General features: G+C 32.5%; 13 protein-coding genes and 1 other annotated feature. Of the genes, 1 reads left to right on the top strand and 12 read right to left on the bottom strand.

Annotation, left to right across the window (positions count from 1 at the left end):
- From zapA to pepV, 8 genes are all read right to left on the bottom strand, one after another.
- Positions 1 to 570, bottom strand: coding sequence for a cell division protein ZapA (zapA, locus tag BLV68_RS11000; protein WP_093753766.1), 570 nt, complete (start codon positions 568 to 570; stop codon positions 1 to 3).
- Between the two features lie 78 nt (positions 571 to 648).
- A complete protein-coding gene (gene pheT, locus BLV68_RS10995) occupies positions 649 to 3042 on the bottom strand; it encodes a phenylalanine--tRNA ligase subunit beta (protein ID WP_093753764.1) in 2394 nt (797 codons plus the stop codon).
- Between the two features lie 20 nt (positions 3043 to 3062).
- On the bottom strand, positions 3063 to 4085 hold the full coding sequence (gene pheS, locus BLV68_RS10990) for a phenylalanine--tRNA ligase subunit alpha (protein ID WP_093753762.1): 1023 nt from the start codon (positions 4083 to 4085) through the stop codon (positions 3063 to 3065).
- A 106-nt stretch (positions 4086 to 4191) separates the two neighbouring features.
- Complete coding sequence (locus tag BLV68_RS10985) at positions 4192 to 4986, bottom strand: TrmH family RNA methyltransferase (protein WP_093753760.1); 795 nt, start codon at positions 4984 to 4986, stop codon at positions 4192 to 4194.
- Between the two features lie 129 nt (positions 4987 to 5115).
- Complete coding sequence (gene rplT / locus BLV68_RS10980; RefSeq protein WP_093753758.1) at positions 5116 to 5466, bottom strand: 50S ribosomal protein L20; 351 nt, start codon at positions 5464 to 5466, stop codon at positions 5116 to 5118.
- A gap of 37 nt (positions 5467 to 5503) precedes the next feature.
- The gene (gene rpmI / locus BLV68_RS10975) at positions 5504 to 5704 is read right to left on the bottom strand and encodes a 50S ribosomal protein L35 (protein ID WP_093753756.1); all 201 of its coding nucleotides are present in this window, start codon (positions 5702 to 5704) and stop codon (positions 5504 to 5506) included.
- Positions 5705 to 5722: 18 nt separating this feature from the next.
- Positions 5723 to 6301 (bottom strand): translation initiation factor IF-3, encoded by a 579-nt coding sequence (gene infC / locus BLV68_RS10970; protein WP_407702365.1) that lies wholly within the window; start codon positions 6299 to 6301, stop codon positions 5723 to 5725.
- Positions 6253 to 6407 (bottom strand) — a sequence feature (ribosomal protein L20 leader region). (Overlaps the previous gene by 49 nt.)
- Before the next feature lie 58 nt (positions 6408 to 6465).
- Positions 6466 to 7863 (bottom strand): dipeptidase PepV, encoded by a 1398-nt coding sequence (gene pepV / locus BLV68_RS10965; RefSeq protein ID WP_093753754.1) that lies wholly within the window; start codon positions 7861 to 7863, stop codon positions 6466 to 6468.
- A gap of 209 nt (positions 7864 to 8072) precedes the next feature.
- Here pepV and ftsH point away from each other — a divergent pair, with 209 nt between their 5' ends.
- A complete protein-coding gene (gene ftsH, locus BLV68_RS10960; protein WP_093753752.1) occupies positions 8073 to 9623 on the top strand; it encodes an ATP-dependent zinc metalloprotease FtsH in 1551 nt (516 codons plus the stop codon).
- Positions 9624 to 9697: 74 nt separating this feature from the next.
- Here the strand turns inward: ftsH and thrS are convergent, their stop codons facing one another.
- From thrS to BLV68_RS10940, 4 genes are all read right to left on the bottom strand, one after another.
- Positions 9698 to 11608 (bottom strand): threonine--tRNA ligase, encoded by a 1911-nt coding sequence (gene thrS / locus BLV68_RS10955; protein ID WP_093753750.1) that lies wholly within the window; start codon positions 11606 to 11608, stop codon positions 9698 to 9700.
- A 348-nt stretch (positions 11609 to 11956) separates the two neighbouring features.
- Positions 11957 to 13276: a histidine--tRNA ligase gene (gene hisS, locus BLV68_RS10950; protein ID WP_093753748.1), complete on the bottom strand. Its 1320-nt coding sequence runs from the start codon at positions 13274 to 13276 to the stop codon at positions 11957 to 11959.
- A gap of 107 nt (positions 13277 to 13383) precedes the next feature.
- Entirely contained in the window at positions 13384 to 14229 is an 846-nt protein-coding gene (ytxC, locus tag BLV68_RS10945) for a putative sporulation protein YtxC (RefSeq protein ID WP_093753746.1), read from the bottom strand.
- A 70-nt stretch (positions 14230 to 14299) separates the two neighbouring features.
- Entirely contained in the window at positions 14300 to 15043 is a 744-nt protein-coding gene (locus BLV68_RS10940; RefSeq protein WP_093753744.1) for a DUF6873 family GME fold protein, read from the bottom strand.
- Positions 15044 to 15049 lie beyond the last annotated feature (6 nt).

Raw genomic sequence — 15049 nt, 5'->3', positions numbered from 1 at the left:
TTATATTTCCTCCTTGCTAAATATATTCTTCTCCTTATCATATAATTTTACTGCTTCCTCTAATTCCTTTTTAATCTCTATTATCTGCATCTGACTGTCAAATATTTTATCCTGCAGCTTCTTTATGGTATTTTGACTATCTTGCAATTCCTTTTCCTTTAACTCCATAGCTTGAATATAATTTTCCAGCTCCTTTTTCAAGCGTTCATTTTCTTTTTTAATATTCAACAACTCATCTTTATACATATTTGATTCCATAGAAAGCTGTTCATTCTTTGTTTGCATTTCCTTTAATTGATTTAATAAGTTCTCGTAGTTCTCCATTGGCGATTTAGCTCTATTTTTTAAAGATTTCAATTCATCTAAAGCTTTGTAAAGTTCATCGGCAATATTCAACGCTGCCAAGGTAGCTGCCATTGAGCTGCTAAGCCTACTATTTTTACTAACCATTTCCTTTATCTTTTTATCTACATAAACAGCCAATTTGTGAATATATTCCTCTGGACCATTCCCAACTACCGTAAAGTTACGACCATCAATCAGAACGTTTGTCTTAGTTTTCTCTGTCATAACTTATCCTCTCCCTTTAATTATCTTAAGGTAGATATTCTACAAAATCCTCCAAAATCCTCTATTTTTTGAAAAATTTTAGCTCCTTAATTTTGCATCCAATCTCTTACCTAATTCTTGAATTATCTTTTCATGAATCTTATTTACCTCTTCATCTTTCAAAGTCTTCTCACTCGACCTAAAGGTTAGAGAAAAAGCAACGCTTTTTTTACCTGACTCAATTTGCTTGCCCTCATATATATCGAAAAGCTCAATGCTCTCTATTAATCCTTCTCCATTTTCTAATATTACCTTTTCAATCTCTCCAACTAACACATCTTCATCTACTACTATTGCTATATCCCTTAAAATAGCTGGATATTTAGGAAGTGGCTTGTATTTTCTATCTAAGTTGCTTTGTTCTACTAATGCATCAAAATTCAGTTGAGCTATATAGACTCTAGTATCTAAGTTATAGTTTTCTAATACATCCATGTGTATTTCTCCTAAAACTCCAATAGAATTCCCTTTCACCATAACATTGGCAGTCCTATTGGGATGGAAGGTTGGATTGTTTTCTTCCTTTATATAATCAAATTCCTTTATACCTAATCTTTCAAGCACTACTGTTATTATTTCTTTTAAATGATAAAAGTCTACATTTCCATACATTCCTATAACTAAAATCTTTTCTTCCTTTGGTAATTGCTTTAAAGGTAGTTCTTTAGGGATGAATATGTTTCCAATTTCATAAAGATAGCATTCTTTTATCCCATGGTTATAGTTTCTACTTAATAAATCTAACATATTAGGTATTAAAGTTGTTCTCATAACGCTGTAATCTTCTCCAAGAGGATTTAAAAGTCTAATATAATTTCTCAGTTGGCTGTTGGATTCTACCTTTATTCTATCATAGGTCTTGGGACTAATAAAGGAATAAGTTATGACTTCATTTAATCCAAAACCACGTAAAATTGAACCTACTTTATCTGAGATTATTCTGCTATAAGGTTTTTCTCCTCTTGTCAAAACTCCTATTAAAGGTTGGGCCTCTATATTATGGAATCCATGTAGCCTTCCTATTTCCTCTATTAGATCTGCTTCTATATTTAAATCCAATCTATAAGTAGGTATCTTAACTTCTAAAACATTTCCATTTACATTAGTTTTTAAATCTAATCTTTCTAGATAGTCTATCATATCATCTACTGATAATTGGGTTCCAAGAAGCCTGTTTACTCTTTCAGACCTTAAGTTAATTGTTTTTTCCTCTCTTCTATTTTTGTAGACATCGATTTTTCCTTTTACTATTTTCCCTGCTCCAATTTGCTCAATCAATTGACAAGCTCTTTCTGCAGCTATTTCACAAAGATTAGGATCCAATCCTTTTTCAAATCTAATGGAAGCTTCAGTTCTTAAATTCAGTTGTTTAGATGTAGATCGAATGGATTTATCACTGAAGTTTGCTGATTCTAACAATACGGTAGTGGTTTCTTCTGTTACTTCTGAATCCATTCCTCCCATGACACCAGCAATGCCAAGTGGATTTTCTCCATCAGTAATTAGCAAGTTGTCGGGATTAAGAATTCTCTCTTGACCATCTATAGTTATTATCTTTTCTCCTTCTTTTGCCCTTCTAACTAGTATCTTCTTATGACTTAATTTGTCTAAATCGAAAGCATGAAGAGGTTGACCGAATTCCAACATTACATAATTGGTAACATCAACTATATTATTAATAGGCCTTACCCCAGCTTCCATAAGATGAATTTGCAGCCATAAGGGAGATTCTTCTATCCTTATATCCTTAATAACCCTAGTATAATATCTGTTGCAAAGCTCTTCGTCTATTTCTATAGACTCTACATAATTCTTAATATCTTCTATCTCATCCCTTACTTTCACCGTTGGCAATTCCAATTTCTTATTAAATGTGGCCGCAGCTTCCCTAGCCATGCCTACTATACTTAAGCAATCGGGTCTGTTCGGAGTTATTTCTAGTTCAATTATCTCCCCGTATAATCCTAGTATCTTTGCTATGGGTGTGCCTAAAGGATATTCTTCATCCAGTACAAATATCCCATCTCTTTGGTGTTTTGGAATAACGCTATCATCATAACCTAATTCCTTTAAAGAACAAAGCATGCCGTAGGATTCTACACCTCTAAAACTGGTCTTCTCTATGTATAAACCATTAGGAAGTTTTGCCCCTATTAAAGCAACAGGAACATAGTCACCTACTTTTAAATTTGTTGCCCCAGTAACTATTTGTAAGGTTTCATCTCCTACATTGGCATTAACTATAAGAAGTTTATCCGCATTCTCATGCTTTTCTATTTTTTCTATCTTACCTACTACTATCTTTTCAAGTCCTCTATCCAATGAAATAATCGACTCCACATGGGAACCAGATAAAGTCAATTCATCTGCTAATATTCTAGAGTCTACATCTATATTTACATATTCTTTTAGCCATTTAACTGGTAATAACATTTCTACCCTCCTCACATCGATTAAAATTGTTCTAAAAACCTATTATCGTTCTCAAACAATAAGCGGATATTGTTAATACCATATTTTACCATGGTAATTCTATCTATCCCCATACCAAAAGCGAATCCTGAATACTTTTCCGGATCTATACCACATACCTCTAAAACCTTAGGATGTACCATTCCACAACCTAGAAGCTCCATGCTCCAACCGGTCCCATCACAAACCGGACATCCTTTACCTTTGCAGCTAAAACAGGATACATCTACCTCAGCACTAGGTTCAGTAAATGGAAAATAATGTGGCCTAAATCTGGTTTTCATATCTTTACCAAATAATTCTTTTACAAATATATTGATTGTATCTATTAGATTTGCCATTGATATATTTTCATCTACTACTAAACCTTCCAATTGATGAAACATTGGAGAATGGGTATCGTCGACATCATCAAATCTAAAGGTTCTTCCTGCTGAAACTATCCTTATAGGCGGTTTTATAGTTTTCATTGCTCTTATTTGCACAGGAGATGTATGGGTTCTTAGGAGAATATCCTCAGTAATATAGAAAGTATCAGTTAAATCTCTTGATGGATGGTTTTCTGGAGAATTTAAAGCGTCAAAATTGTATTCTACAGTTTCAATTTCTGGACCCTCCACTACTGTAAATCCCATGCTAATAAATAGATTTTCTAATTCTTCTATAGTTGCTAAAAGAGGATGTTTATGCCCCAATTTCCTAGTCCTCTTGTTTATGGAGATATCTATCTTTTCCTTTTCAATTCTTTCCAATTTTAATTTTTCCTTAAATCTATCCTTTGCATCCGCTAGTTCTTTTTCAATCTCCTGCCTAATTTCATTTGCCAACTGGCCTATAACTGGTCTTTCGTCTTTGGAAAGCTTCCCCATATCGCGTAAAATAGAAGTCAGTTCTCCCTTTTTGCCTAAAAATTTTATCCTTATGTTTTCCAATTCTTCTAAACTATTCATGCCATTAATATTCTTTAATGCTTCTTCTTTAATTCTTTTTAACCTATCCTTCATATTACTACTCCTTTCCTGAAAAAAACAAGATCTATTTAAGCAGAAGTCCAAAATTCAGACTATTTTAATAGATTATAGCACCTAGAACTTGAATTTACAAGAGCTATCAACTGCGCTGTCTTAAAGCTTCATACATTATTATGGATGAAGCTATAGCCACATTTAAGGATTCAGCTTCCCCTGACATGGGTATTTTCACCAATTGGTTAGCCATTATTTCCAAAGGTTTAGATACTCCTCTGGATTCATTCCCAATTATAATAGCCGATGCTTCTCTTAGGTTTATATTTTGAATAAATCCTTTTCCTTTCAAGGAAGTAGAATATACTTTAATATTTCTTTTTTTAAACTTCCCTATTATCCCTTCTAAATTATCTAAAAAGTATAATGGAACCCTAAATATAGAACCCATAGTAGATCTTACTACTTTAGGGTTATAAACATCTACAGAACCTTCTCCAATTACAATTCCATCAATACTAAATGCATCTGCTGTCCTTATTATGGTACCCATATTTCCAGGATCTTGCACTTGATCTAACATAAGAATAAAGGGATTGGTTTTATCAAATATTTCATCTATACTATTTAATTTAAATTTAGCTACAGCCAATATTCCTTGAGGAGACTCCAATTGGGATATTTCTTTATAAAGTTTATTTGATATCTTAATCAACTTGTCATAATCCTTTATTTTCTCCCACAAGAGATCTCCTCCCCTGATGTTAAACAGCTGATCGCAATAGACTATACAGGATAGGGGATAATCCTTGTCTATACATTCTTCTACTATTTTAACTCCTTCTACAATAAAGGATCTTTGTAACCAACGTTCCTTTTTCCTATAAAGGCTTTTAATTTCCTTAATAGTAGGATTAGACGAACTTGTAATATGAATCATAAATTTATCACCAGCACTTCTGTATATTTATAAGCTGTAACCCTTAAAATCAGCCTTAACATTATTTTGACATAAAGGTTTCACAAACTCCATAAATTAAGCAAAAAAGTTCCGAAATCGGAACTTTTATTACGCATTTTTTGCAATTTCAACTAATTTTGAAAAGCCTTCTGGATCATGGATTGCCATTTCGGATAATACTTTTCTATTGATTTCAATGTTAGCTTTTTTAAGTCCGTTAATAAATGTACTATAGTTCATTCCATTCATTCTAGCTGCTGCATTTATTCTTGAAATCCAAAGCTTTCTGAAATCTCTTTTTCTTTGTTTACGTCCTGAATATGCATATTGCAATGACTTCATAACTGCTTGATTAGCAGGTCTATATAATTTGCTTTTAGCACCATAATATCCTTTAGCTTGTTTCAAAACTTTTTTATGTCTTTTTCTAGCAGTTACACCACTTTTTACTCTTGCCATTTAAACTACCTCCCTTATATATCTATTTCTGTTTTTATTATGGAATTAAAGAGTCGATCCTCTTTTGATCTCCCTTGCTTACTAATGTAGACTTTCTTAAATTTCTAACCCTCTTAGGAGATTTCTTTCCAGTCTTATGACTCTTATATGCTTTATATCTCTTGATCTTACCTGAACCAGTTCTTTTAAGCCTCTTAGCTGCTCCTCTATGAGTTTTCATCTTTATCTTTTTAGCCATTTATATTACCTCCCTTACTTACTCTGTTTTTGGTACTAAATACATAATCATATTTCGACCTTCCATTTTAGGATGTTTATCTATGACTCCATATTCAGAGATTAATTCACTAAACCTTTCCAATACCTCTTTTCCAGCATCGGTATGGCCTAATTCCCTTCCTCTAAACCTGACACTAACTTTAACTTTATCACCATTTTTTAAAAAGTCTATGGCCCTTTTTGCCTTCACCTTCAAATCATGCTCGTCAATGTTAGGGGTCATTCTAACCTCTTTAACATTAATAGTCTTCTGATTTTTTCTAGCTTCTTTTTCTTTTTTAGATAATTCATATTTATACTTTCCATAATCCATAATTCTACAAACAGGCGGCTTTGCATTTGGAGCTACCAACACCAAATCTAGTTTCCTTTCATAGGCTACTTCCAAAGCTTTTTTGGTGGGCATTATACCCAACTGATTGCCATCCACATCGATGAGCCTTACTTCCTTTTCTCTAATTTCTTCATTAATTTGAAGTTCTTTAATATTACTGCACCTCCCAATTTTCTTAAAAATAAAAGCGGGTAGAAAATACCCGCTATAACTCCAAAAAATATGCACAACTAACTATATATTGAGGATATAGTTGTTTCTAAAATATGGACTATAACCTTATAAGCTTTCGCCATAAGGTGAGAAGCGGATACTTCTACTTTTCTTCTAATATTCATTTACCATAAACATTATATGTTAGATTTTACCCGTTGTCAAATATTTTTTTATTTTGCTAACTCATACAAAGCATGAGCATATATTTTCGTAATCTTCATTAAATGATCTATGGATATAAACTCATCTTTCTGATGTGCCACCTCTTTTTGTCCAGGAAAAACTGGCCCAAAAGCTACTGCATTTTCCGTTGCTCTAGCGTAAGTTCCTCCTCCTATGGTAATTGGCTGGCTTTCCACGTCTCCCGTTTGTTCCCTATACACCTTCATTAACTTTTCTACTAAAAAGTTGTCCTTTGGCACATATAAAGGTTTCATATCCGATTTGCCTTCAACTAAATCAATGCCAGTTCCCTCCAAATTTCTTCTAATGCCATCATACACTTCCTTGGCACTACTTTTTATTGGATATCTAACATTTATAGTAAGTTTAATTCCTTCTTTATCTAATTTTATTACTCCTGGGTTAAAGTTCAGTTTACCAGACACATCATCTTCAAATCCACAACCAATATCCTCTCCATGATGTCTGAAACCTATTCTATCGTTATATATCTTAATGAAATTGCAAATATCACAACTTCCATCCATTAACTTTCCTAAAAAGGCCATTAAATATGAAATAGCATTTTCTCCTTTCTCCGGAGTGCTACCATGGGCTGATACACCTTTTGCAGTTATCTTGATCTTATCACCCTTTCTCTCTAGAGTTAATGGATACTTGGTATTTTCAACAAAATTATTCAATTTTTCTTCCACCATAGATGGATTTTCTGAACTTAATATAGCTTCACAATAATCAGGCACCATATTAGCTGCATTACCACCTTGAATATTCTCTATAGCTATACCACTACAACCACTAGTATTAATTTTCTTTACCAAATCAAATACAATTATTCCTTTTTCTCCATGTATAACTGGAAAATCCGCATCTGGAGTAAAAGCCATAGTTGGCGCTTTTTCATGTTTGAAATAATGATGCATACAACCCCAACCAGTTTCTTCATTAGTTCCAAATATTATCCTAATTTTCCTATTTAGTTTAACTCCCGACTCCTTTAAAGCTTTCATGGCATAAATACATGCAATAGCTGGCCCTTTGTCATCTACAGTCCCTCTACCATAGATTTTATCATCATGAATTTCTCCTCCATAGGGAGGATAAGTCCAACCATCACCTTCAGGTACCACATCTAAGTGAACCAATATTCCTACCGTTTCCTCGCCTTCCCCAAAATCAGCATGTCCAGCATAGCCATCAAAGTTTTTAGTATTAAAACCCATTTTTTCACAAAGATTAAGAGCATATTCTAATGCCCTATAAGGTCCTTCTCCAAAGGGCATATTTAGTTTTCCTTCCTCTTCCACACTTTTAATCCTCACAATTTCTTGAGTAGACCTAATAATATCCTCTTTATAATTATCTACTAATTTCATAAACTCCATTATATCACCTCATTTTTTAATAGCTTAAATATTCAAATCCATTTGCATGAGTCAAAAAACTTTTGCATAACCCTATTTTTCAATAACCTCTAGTTATAAATATTATAACTCTACAAATTATTTCCTTCAACTTTTAATATGATTCTTTTTATATAAAATATGTAAATGGTTACACTACTATTTAGAAAAAGTAAAAAGGTGGGGATATATTGAAAAGAAAAAGTCTAGTATTCCTAATATTAGTAATTAGCATTATTGCGTCCACAATCCTATTGCTGGATAGATTTTACCCATCGTCAGGATTGAGTGAAATAAAAACTAGAAATCGGCTGATCATTTGGGTTTTTACAATAATTCTATTATTTTATTATATAAAATCTGGTTCAAAACCCCAATTAGTTCCTTCAGTATTGTCAAATGAAAAAATTGCTAATAAGGAAAAAGATAAACCGGATGTTTCATTTAAGGATGTTGCTGGATTAGATGAAATAAAGGAAGAACTACAGGAAACCATCGATTTTCTCAATAATTCCAGCAAATATAAAAAGATGGGAGCAAGAATACCAAAGGGCATTCTATTTTATGGCCCTCCTGGCACAGGAAAAACCTTATTAGCAAAAGCTGTAGCTGGAGAAACCAATTCAGTTTTTCTTTATGCTAGTGGTTCAGAGTTCGTAGAAAAATATGTAGGAGTAGGCGCCAAGAGGGTTAGGTCCCTATTCGAAAGAGCAAAAAAAGAAGCGCCAAGCATAGTTTTTATTGATGAGATCGATGCCATTGGTAGTAAAAGGAATTTAGAATCCAATAATGAAAAGGACCAAACATTAAACCAACTTTTAGTCGAAATGGATGGCTTTAACACTCATGAAACCGTCATAGTAATTGGAGCCACTAATAGATTAGACTTATTAGATGAAGCCCTATTAAGACCAGGAAGGTTTGATAGGCATATTTTCGTTGGAAGCCCCAATATGAAAGCCAGACAGCAAATACTAGAAGTCCATACCAGAAATAAACCTTTAGATAAATCCGTTAATATATTGGATATTGCTCGAAAAACTCATGGCCTTTCAGGAGCTGATTTAGCTAATATTGCCAACGAGGCTGCCATAATAGCCGTTAGAAAAAACAGAAGTAAAATTACTATAGAAGAATTTGATGCAGCAATTGAAAGAGTATTAGCAGGATTGGAGATTAAAAATCCAACGGTTTTATTGAAAGAAAAGAAAACGGTAGCCTTCCATGAAGCAGGTCATGCTTTAGTAGCAAAACTACTAAAAACAGAAATGGTTCAAAAGGTTTCTATTGTACCCAGAGGCCAAGCTTTAGGATATGTGCTAAAATTTCCTGAGGAGGATAGATACCTTTTAACGGAAAGGGAACTAATGAATAAAATAATAACTTTATTAGCAGGTAGAGCTGCTGAAGAATTGATATTTAAAGAAATAACTACAGGAGCAAAAGACGATTTAGATAAAGCTACTAAAATTGCAAGGGAAATGGTTTGCAGTTATGGGATGAGCTCATTAGGCCCTATTGCCATTGATGAACAACATATTAAATATGATTATGAATTGCTTAGGGCTGAAATAAAAAGAATACTGGATAAAGGGTATAAGGATGCACTAAAAATTCTTGAAGAAAACAGAACTTTACTTAATCATATAGCTGACACTCTCATAGAAAAGGAAAGCATCGACAGCAAAGAGTTGGAACAAATATTTAAAATATACGAAAACCCTATAGATTGTGCCACATAATATAACAAAAAGCGTAGAAATTTGCTTCTACAAGAAGTAATTTTCTACGCTTTTGTTTTTAATTCTTAATATGACTATTTTTTATTCTCAACTTCATCCAGTATCATACTTAAAAACTCTTCTACCTTAAATTGACCTATATCTCCTATGTCCCTTTTATTTACTGATACTAACCTACCTTCGACCTCCTTTTCACCTATAATAAGCATATAAGGTATTCTTTGAAGTCTAGCTTCTCTTATTTTATAGCCTATTTTTTCTGCTCTATCATCGATTTCTACTCTTATCCCCTTTTCTCCCATCATCTTTTTAATTTCATATCCATAATCATTGAATTTGTCAGATATTGGAAGGATTATAGCTTGAACCGGTGCAATCCATACAGGGAATTTTCCTGCATAGTGTTCAATCAATATTCCCATGAACCTTTCAATGCTTCCTAAAATTGTTCTATGAATCATTACAGGTCTTTTCTTCTCATTATCCTTATCTACATAGGTTAAGTCAAATCTTTCTGGCATTTGGAAGTCTAATTGTATTGTACCACATTGCCAAGTTCTTCCTATGGCATCTTCTAAATGATAATCAATTTTAGGACCGTAGAAAGCTCCATCTCCTTCGTTTAAAATATAGTCTATTCCTTTTTCTTCTAAGGCTTCCTTTAAACTATTTGTAGCCAATTCCCATTGTTCGTCTGTACCCATAGAATTTTCAGGTCTTGTAGATAGTTCTACATGATATTTAAACCCAAATATGCTATATATATAGTCTGCTAAATCTATTATATTCATTATTTCTTCCTTTACCTGAGAAGGAAGAGCATATATATGAGCATCGTCCTGAGTGAAACTCCTAACCCTCATTAATCCGTGAAGAGCTCCAGAAAGCTCATGACGATGAACTAATCCTAGTTCTCCCCATCTTAGAGGTAGATCTCTATAGCTATACAATTTCGATTTATATATTAAAATAGACCCAGGACAGTTCATTGGCTTTATGGCATACTGACCACTATCGATTTCAGTAAAATACATATTTTCTTTATAATGATCCCAGTGGCCAGATTGTCTCCATAAACTTTCATTTAGTATTATGGGGGTTTTTAATTCACCATAACCCCTTTTTGCATGTACTTCTTTCCAGAATTCCTCTAATATATTCCTAACAACCATTCCTTTAGGATGGAAAAATGGAAAACCCGGCCCCTCTTCATGGATGCTAAATAAGTCTAATTCCTTACCTAATTTTCTATGGTCCCTCTTCTTCGCTTCTTCTAATCTATTAATATAAGCTTCTAAGTCCTTTTTCTTTTCATAAGTTGTTCCGTAAATTCTTTGGAGCATTTTGTTCTTTTCATCGCCTCTCCAGTAAGCTCCAGCAATGCTTAATAACTTAATGGCCTTAACCCTTTTTGTATCTAATAGATGTGGGCCAGCACATAAATCTACAAACTCTCCTAGTTTATAGAAGGATATTTCCTCGTCTTCTGGGAAGTTCTCTATTAAGTCTACCTTGTAGATCTCTCCTCTTTCTTCAAAATACTTAATAGCTTCATCTCTTGGCATCACAAATCTCTCTAAGGTGTGGTTCTCTTTGACGATCCTCTTCATTTCCTCTTCTATCTTTTCTAAATCTTCTGGAGTAAATCTGTGTTCTGTATCAAAATCATAATAAAAACCATCTTCTATAGCAGGTCCTATAGCAAATTTCACATCAGGAAAAAGCCTTTTCACAGCCAAGGCCATTATATGAGCTGATGTATGCCAAAATATTTCCTTTCCTTCTTTATCTTCAAACTTTACCAGACGAAAATCAGAATCCTCTTCAATAGTTTCTTGCATTCCCTTTGTTTTTCCGTTAACTACCGCTCCTAATGCAACCCTTGCTAGCCCTTCACTTATGTCCTTTGCTATTTCTAAAACGGTTACGCCTTTATAATATTCTCTAACAGAATTATCAGGTAGAATAATTTTAATCTTTTCCATTTCTATCTCCTTTCCATATTATGTTATAATATTATGGTACAACTGAAAAACCTCTCGTCACTGCAGTAAGCAGGGACGAGAGGTTTACTCCCGTGGTTCCACCCTAATTGGTTCTTAATTAAGATAACGCTATTAGCGGAAATCCTTCTGCCAAAGGCTTGGGATTCGACTCAGGGGTGGTCTTCAGCTGCTCTTTCCAGGAGGAGGCTTTCAGCCAAAGGCACTCCTCTCTCTTTCTGGTCAAAACAACCTACTCTTCCCATCATAGTCTTTATATTAATTTAATTAATTATTTTATCACAATATACCCAGTTATTCAAGGATTATTCAATGCTTTTTAGTTAATGTTTAGAATTTAATATTTAAATTAAATAATATTTCTTCTATGGAAAGCATAGCTTGTTCTCCCGTTTTCATATTCCTAAAAGTGTATTTGTTTTCTTTTATCTCCTCTTCACCAATTATGATGGCATATGGAATATTCAATTTATCCGCAAATCCAAACTTCTTCCCCATTTTAGCTTTTTCCAAGTATATTTGGGTATTTACTTTATTATTCCTTAGTATATTGGCTATTTCTACAGCTCTATCTAAGCAATTTTCCATAGGCAATATTATAGCTTTAGTAAGGGAACTATCTTCACTTTTTATCAATTTTGCTTCAGATAATTGATAGAACAGTCTAGTAAGCCCAATTGAAATACCTACTCCAGGTAATTTCTGATCTGTATAGTATTCTGCTAGATTATCATATCTGCCTCCTGAGCAAATGCTCCCTATTTCTGGATAGTCCTTCAAAAATGTTTCATATACTGTACCAGTATAATAATCTAAGCCTCTTGCTATAGTTAAATCTATAGAATAATTCTCCCGGGGTACTCCAAATAATCCCACATAGTGATTCACTAGTTTCAGTTCTTCTACTCCTTCATTGAAAATCTCATTATTAATATTTAATCTCTCTAAGCTACTTAACTTTTCTTCATTGGTGCCCTCTATTCCAATGAATTCCATTATCTTTTCAATAGTGTTAACTTCTAAACCAATATTTTCTAATTCTTTAATTACCCCTTCTGCACCAATCTTTTCTATTTTATCTATTGCCCTTAATATTGCCAATGGTTTATCAATTTCCAACCATTTAAAAAATCCATTCAATACCTTTCTGTTATTTATTTTTATTACAAATGAATCAAAACCTAAATCCTTAAAGGTTGAATAAATTACACTAGGTATTTCTGCATCATTTATCACATCTAAACTTCCATTTCCAATTATATCAATATCGCATTGGTAGAACTCTCTAAACCTACCTCTTTGGGCCTTTTCTCCTCTATATACTTTTCCTATATGATACCTTCTAAAAGGAAATGTTAATTCGGAAAAATGTTGGGCCACATATCTAGCTAATGGTACAGTCAAATCAAACCTTAATGCCAAATCTGTATCTCCTTTTTTAAACCTATATATTTGTTGTTCTGTTTCTCCTCCTCCTTTTGCCAATAATACTTCAGCTTTTTCAATTACTGGGGTGTCAATAGGTAAAAAACCAAATCTTTCGTAATTTTTTCTAATCGTATCCATCATTTTATTGAATAGTATCTGATCCGATGGAATAAGTTCCATAAACCCAGCTAATATAGACGGTTTAATTTTATTTTTACTCATATGTATACCTCCAAACGATAAATTGTTATTACTATAATAACATCTATTAAATTTTTTTCAAATAGATTATATAATAAAATGAAGCTCTATAAGCTTTTAGCTTCATTTTATCCATCCGTTTTGATTTTTACTCTTCTATTACATCCTTCACATCCGTAACAAAAATATATTTTCTCTTGGAAAACGTCAGATATGATTCTTAATACATCTTTATTTTTGTTCTTATCATTTAAATGGATTACTATGTTTTTAGGAGATAGGACTATTAACGAGCTAATCAGTATATCATCTTGACTAATATCTACATCCTCTAATTCGCTTATTACCTCTTCAAAAAAATTATTATTTATTTCATTGTAATCTTTATCTAATAATTTATAATTTGAATCTTCAAACAAAATATTGACCAAATCTTTTTTCTCTCCCTGTACGTCGACAAAATATTGCAGTATTTGAATAAACTCTCTATATTCCTTTTCAAGAGTAAATTCTTCTACACCTTTATCCACAACTAAATCTATAAAAAGATTGAAACCCTTTAGTCTAAATAAAATAAATCCATCTATTGAAATAAAAGACATATCTTTTATATATTTTTTTATTTGGTCATTTATACATTCCTTTTCTATTATAAAATTACTTTCATTTAATAATAACTTTTCTGAAATTTCGCCTACCTGTTTCTTTTCGTTAGGATTTAAATTTTTGAAATTGGTTCCAATCTGCTTATATATAATATCTTTTGAATAAATATTTAATATTAGGTCCAATATAAGTTTAGTTATATCATCATAAAAATCTTTCCCAATCCTATTATTAGGAGGAATAATATGGAATATATGCCTAGATTGGTAATCTACTTCCTCTAATTTTACCTTCTTACCTGAAAAAAAATTATTTATTATTTCTCTTGCTTTATCTATATCCTTGTTAAGTGCTATCTGAATCTTCACTACTCTTTCACTCCCTTCTTGTTACTAGTATGTTCCCTCAAAAGGTCTATATACTGCATAAAGAGTTACTCTATTGGCAATTAAGAGTAATAATAGTTCCAATATCTATAATCTTTTCGTTACTTAACCAATAAATCTTTTTATTGTATTTGTTTACAAAATTTATAATTACGGTCTTGTCGGGATGTCCATCCAAATTCCCGGAAATGATAACAATTTCATTAGATAAATTTCCGGTTGCTCCCCCTATAAAGCCATAAGAATAACCTTTCAAAGTTACATAACCTGGTTGAATTAATAAAACATTTATTCCTCGTTTACAAAGTTCCCTATAAATAGGATAATCTGCTGTTATAATAGCTCTATCATCCACAATAGCCATAGAACATTTTGCATAACCTTGTTTAATATCTATAAATTCCACATTCTCTTTTTTCAGATAATATTTAAGTTTCTCATCGGTATATTTAAAATTATGTACCGCATAATCACCTATCCTACCTACATTGTATGCAATATCCCCTGGATAGTCTTTAGTTAATTTGGTTTCACCTTTTATAATTTTAATACCCAATCTAGATAATTTGTCTTCATAATAATCAAAAACATTTGGTGCAATAATTAAAGTATTGTGGTTAATAGGGTGGATTACCATATCTGGATGATAGGAAATAGGCTCTGCAATATCCTTGCAAGGTATAGTCAGAATTATATTTAAACCTAATCGCTGAAGATTCATCTTCATCTCTTCCGAAATGCTACCATCTATTATGACCGTATTAGCCATTTCTAACGGTATAAAAGGATTTTTCATATCTCC

Origin of the sequence: Tepidimicrobium xylanilyticum, from assembly GCF_900106765.1 — a bacterium.
In the GTDB taxonomy this organism is placed as follows: domain Bacteria; phylum Bacillota; class Clostridia; order Tissierellales; family Tepidimicrobiaceae; genus Tepidimicrobium; species Tepidimicrobium xylanilyticum.
The sequence above is the reverse complement of the archived record's forward strand: the minus strand, read 5'-3'. Positions and strand labels throughout refer to the sequence as shown.

Bases quoted from the DNA above. Each gene is read 5' to 3' on its own strand.
- rplT (WP_093753758.1), bottom strand. From the start codon at position 5,466: ATGGCAAGAGTAAAAAGTGGTGTAACTGCTAGAAAAAGACATAAAAAA.
- zapA (WP_093753766.1), bottom strand. From the start codon at position 570: ATGACAGAGAAAACTAAGACAAACGTTCTGATTGATGGTCGTAACTTT.
- hisS (WP_093753748.1), bottom strand. From the start codon at position 13,276: ATGAGTAAAAATAAAATTAAACCGTCTATATTAGCTGGGTTTATGGAA.
- BLV68_RS10985 (WP_093753760.1), bottom strand. From the start codon at position 4,986: ATGATTCATATTACAAGTTCGTCTAATCCTACTATTAAGGAAATTAAA.
- BLV68_RS10940 (WP_093753744.1), bottom strand. From the start codon at position 15,043: ATGAAAAATCCTTTTATACCGTTAGAAATGGCTAATACGGTCATAATA.
- pheS (WP_093753762.1), bottom strand. From the start codon at position 4,085: ATGAAGGATAGGTTAAAAAGAATTAAAGAAGAAGCATTAAAGAATATT.
- thrS (WP_093753750.1), bottom strand. From the start codon at position 11,608: ATGGAAAAGATTAAAATTATTCTACCTGATAATTCTGTTAGAGAATAT.
- pepV (WP_093753754.1), bottom strand. From the start codon at position 7,863: ATGGAGTTTATGAAATTAGTAGATAATTATAAAGAGGATATTATTAGG.
- rpmI (WP_093753756.1), bottom strand. From the start codon at position 5,704: ATGGCTAAAAAGATAAAGATGAAAACTCATAGAGGAGCAGCTAAGAGG.
- pheT (WP_093753764.1), bottom strand. From the start codon at position 3,042: ATGTTATTACCAGTTAAATGGCTAAAAGAATATGTAAATATAGATGTA.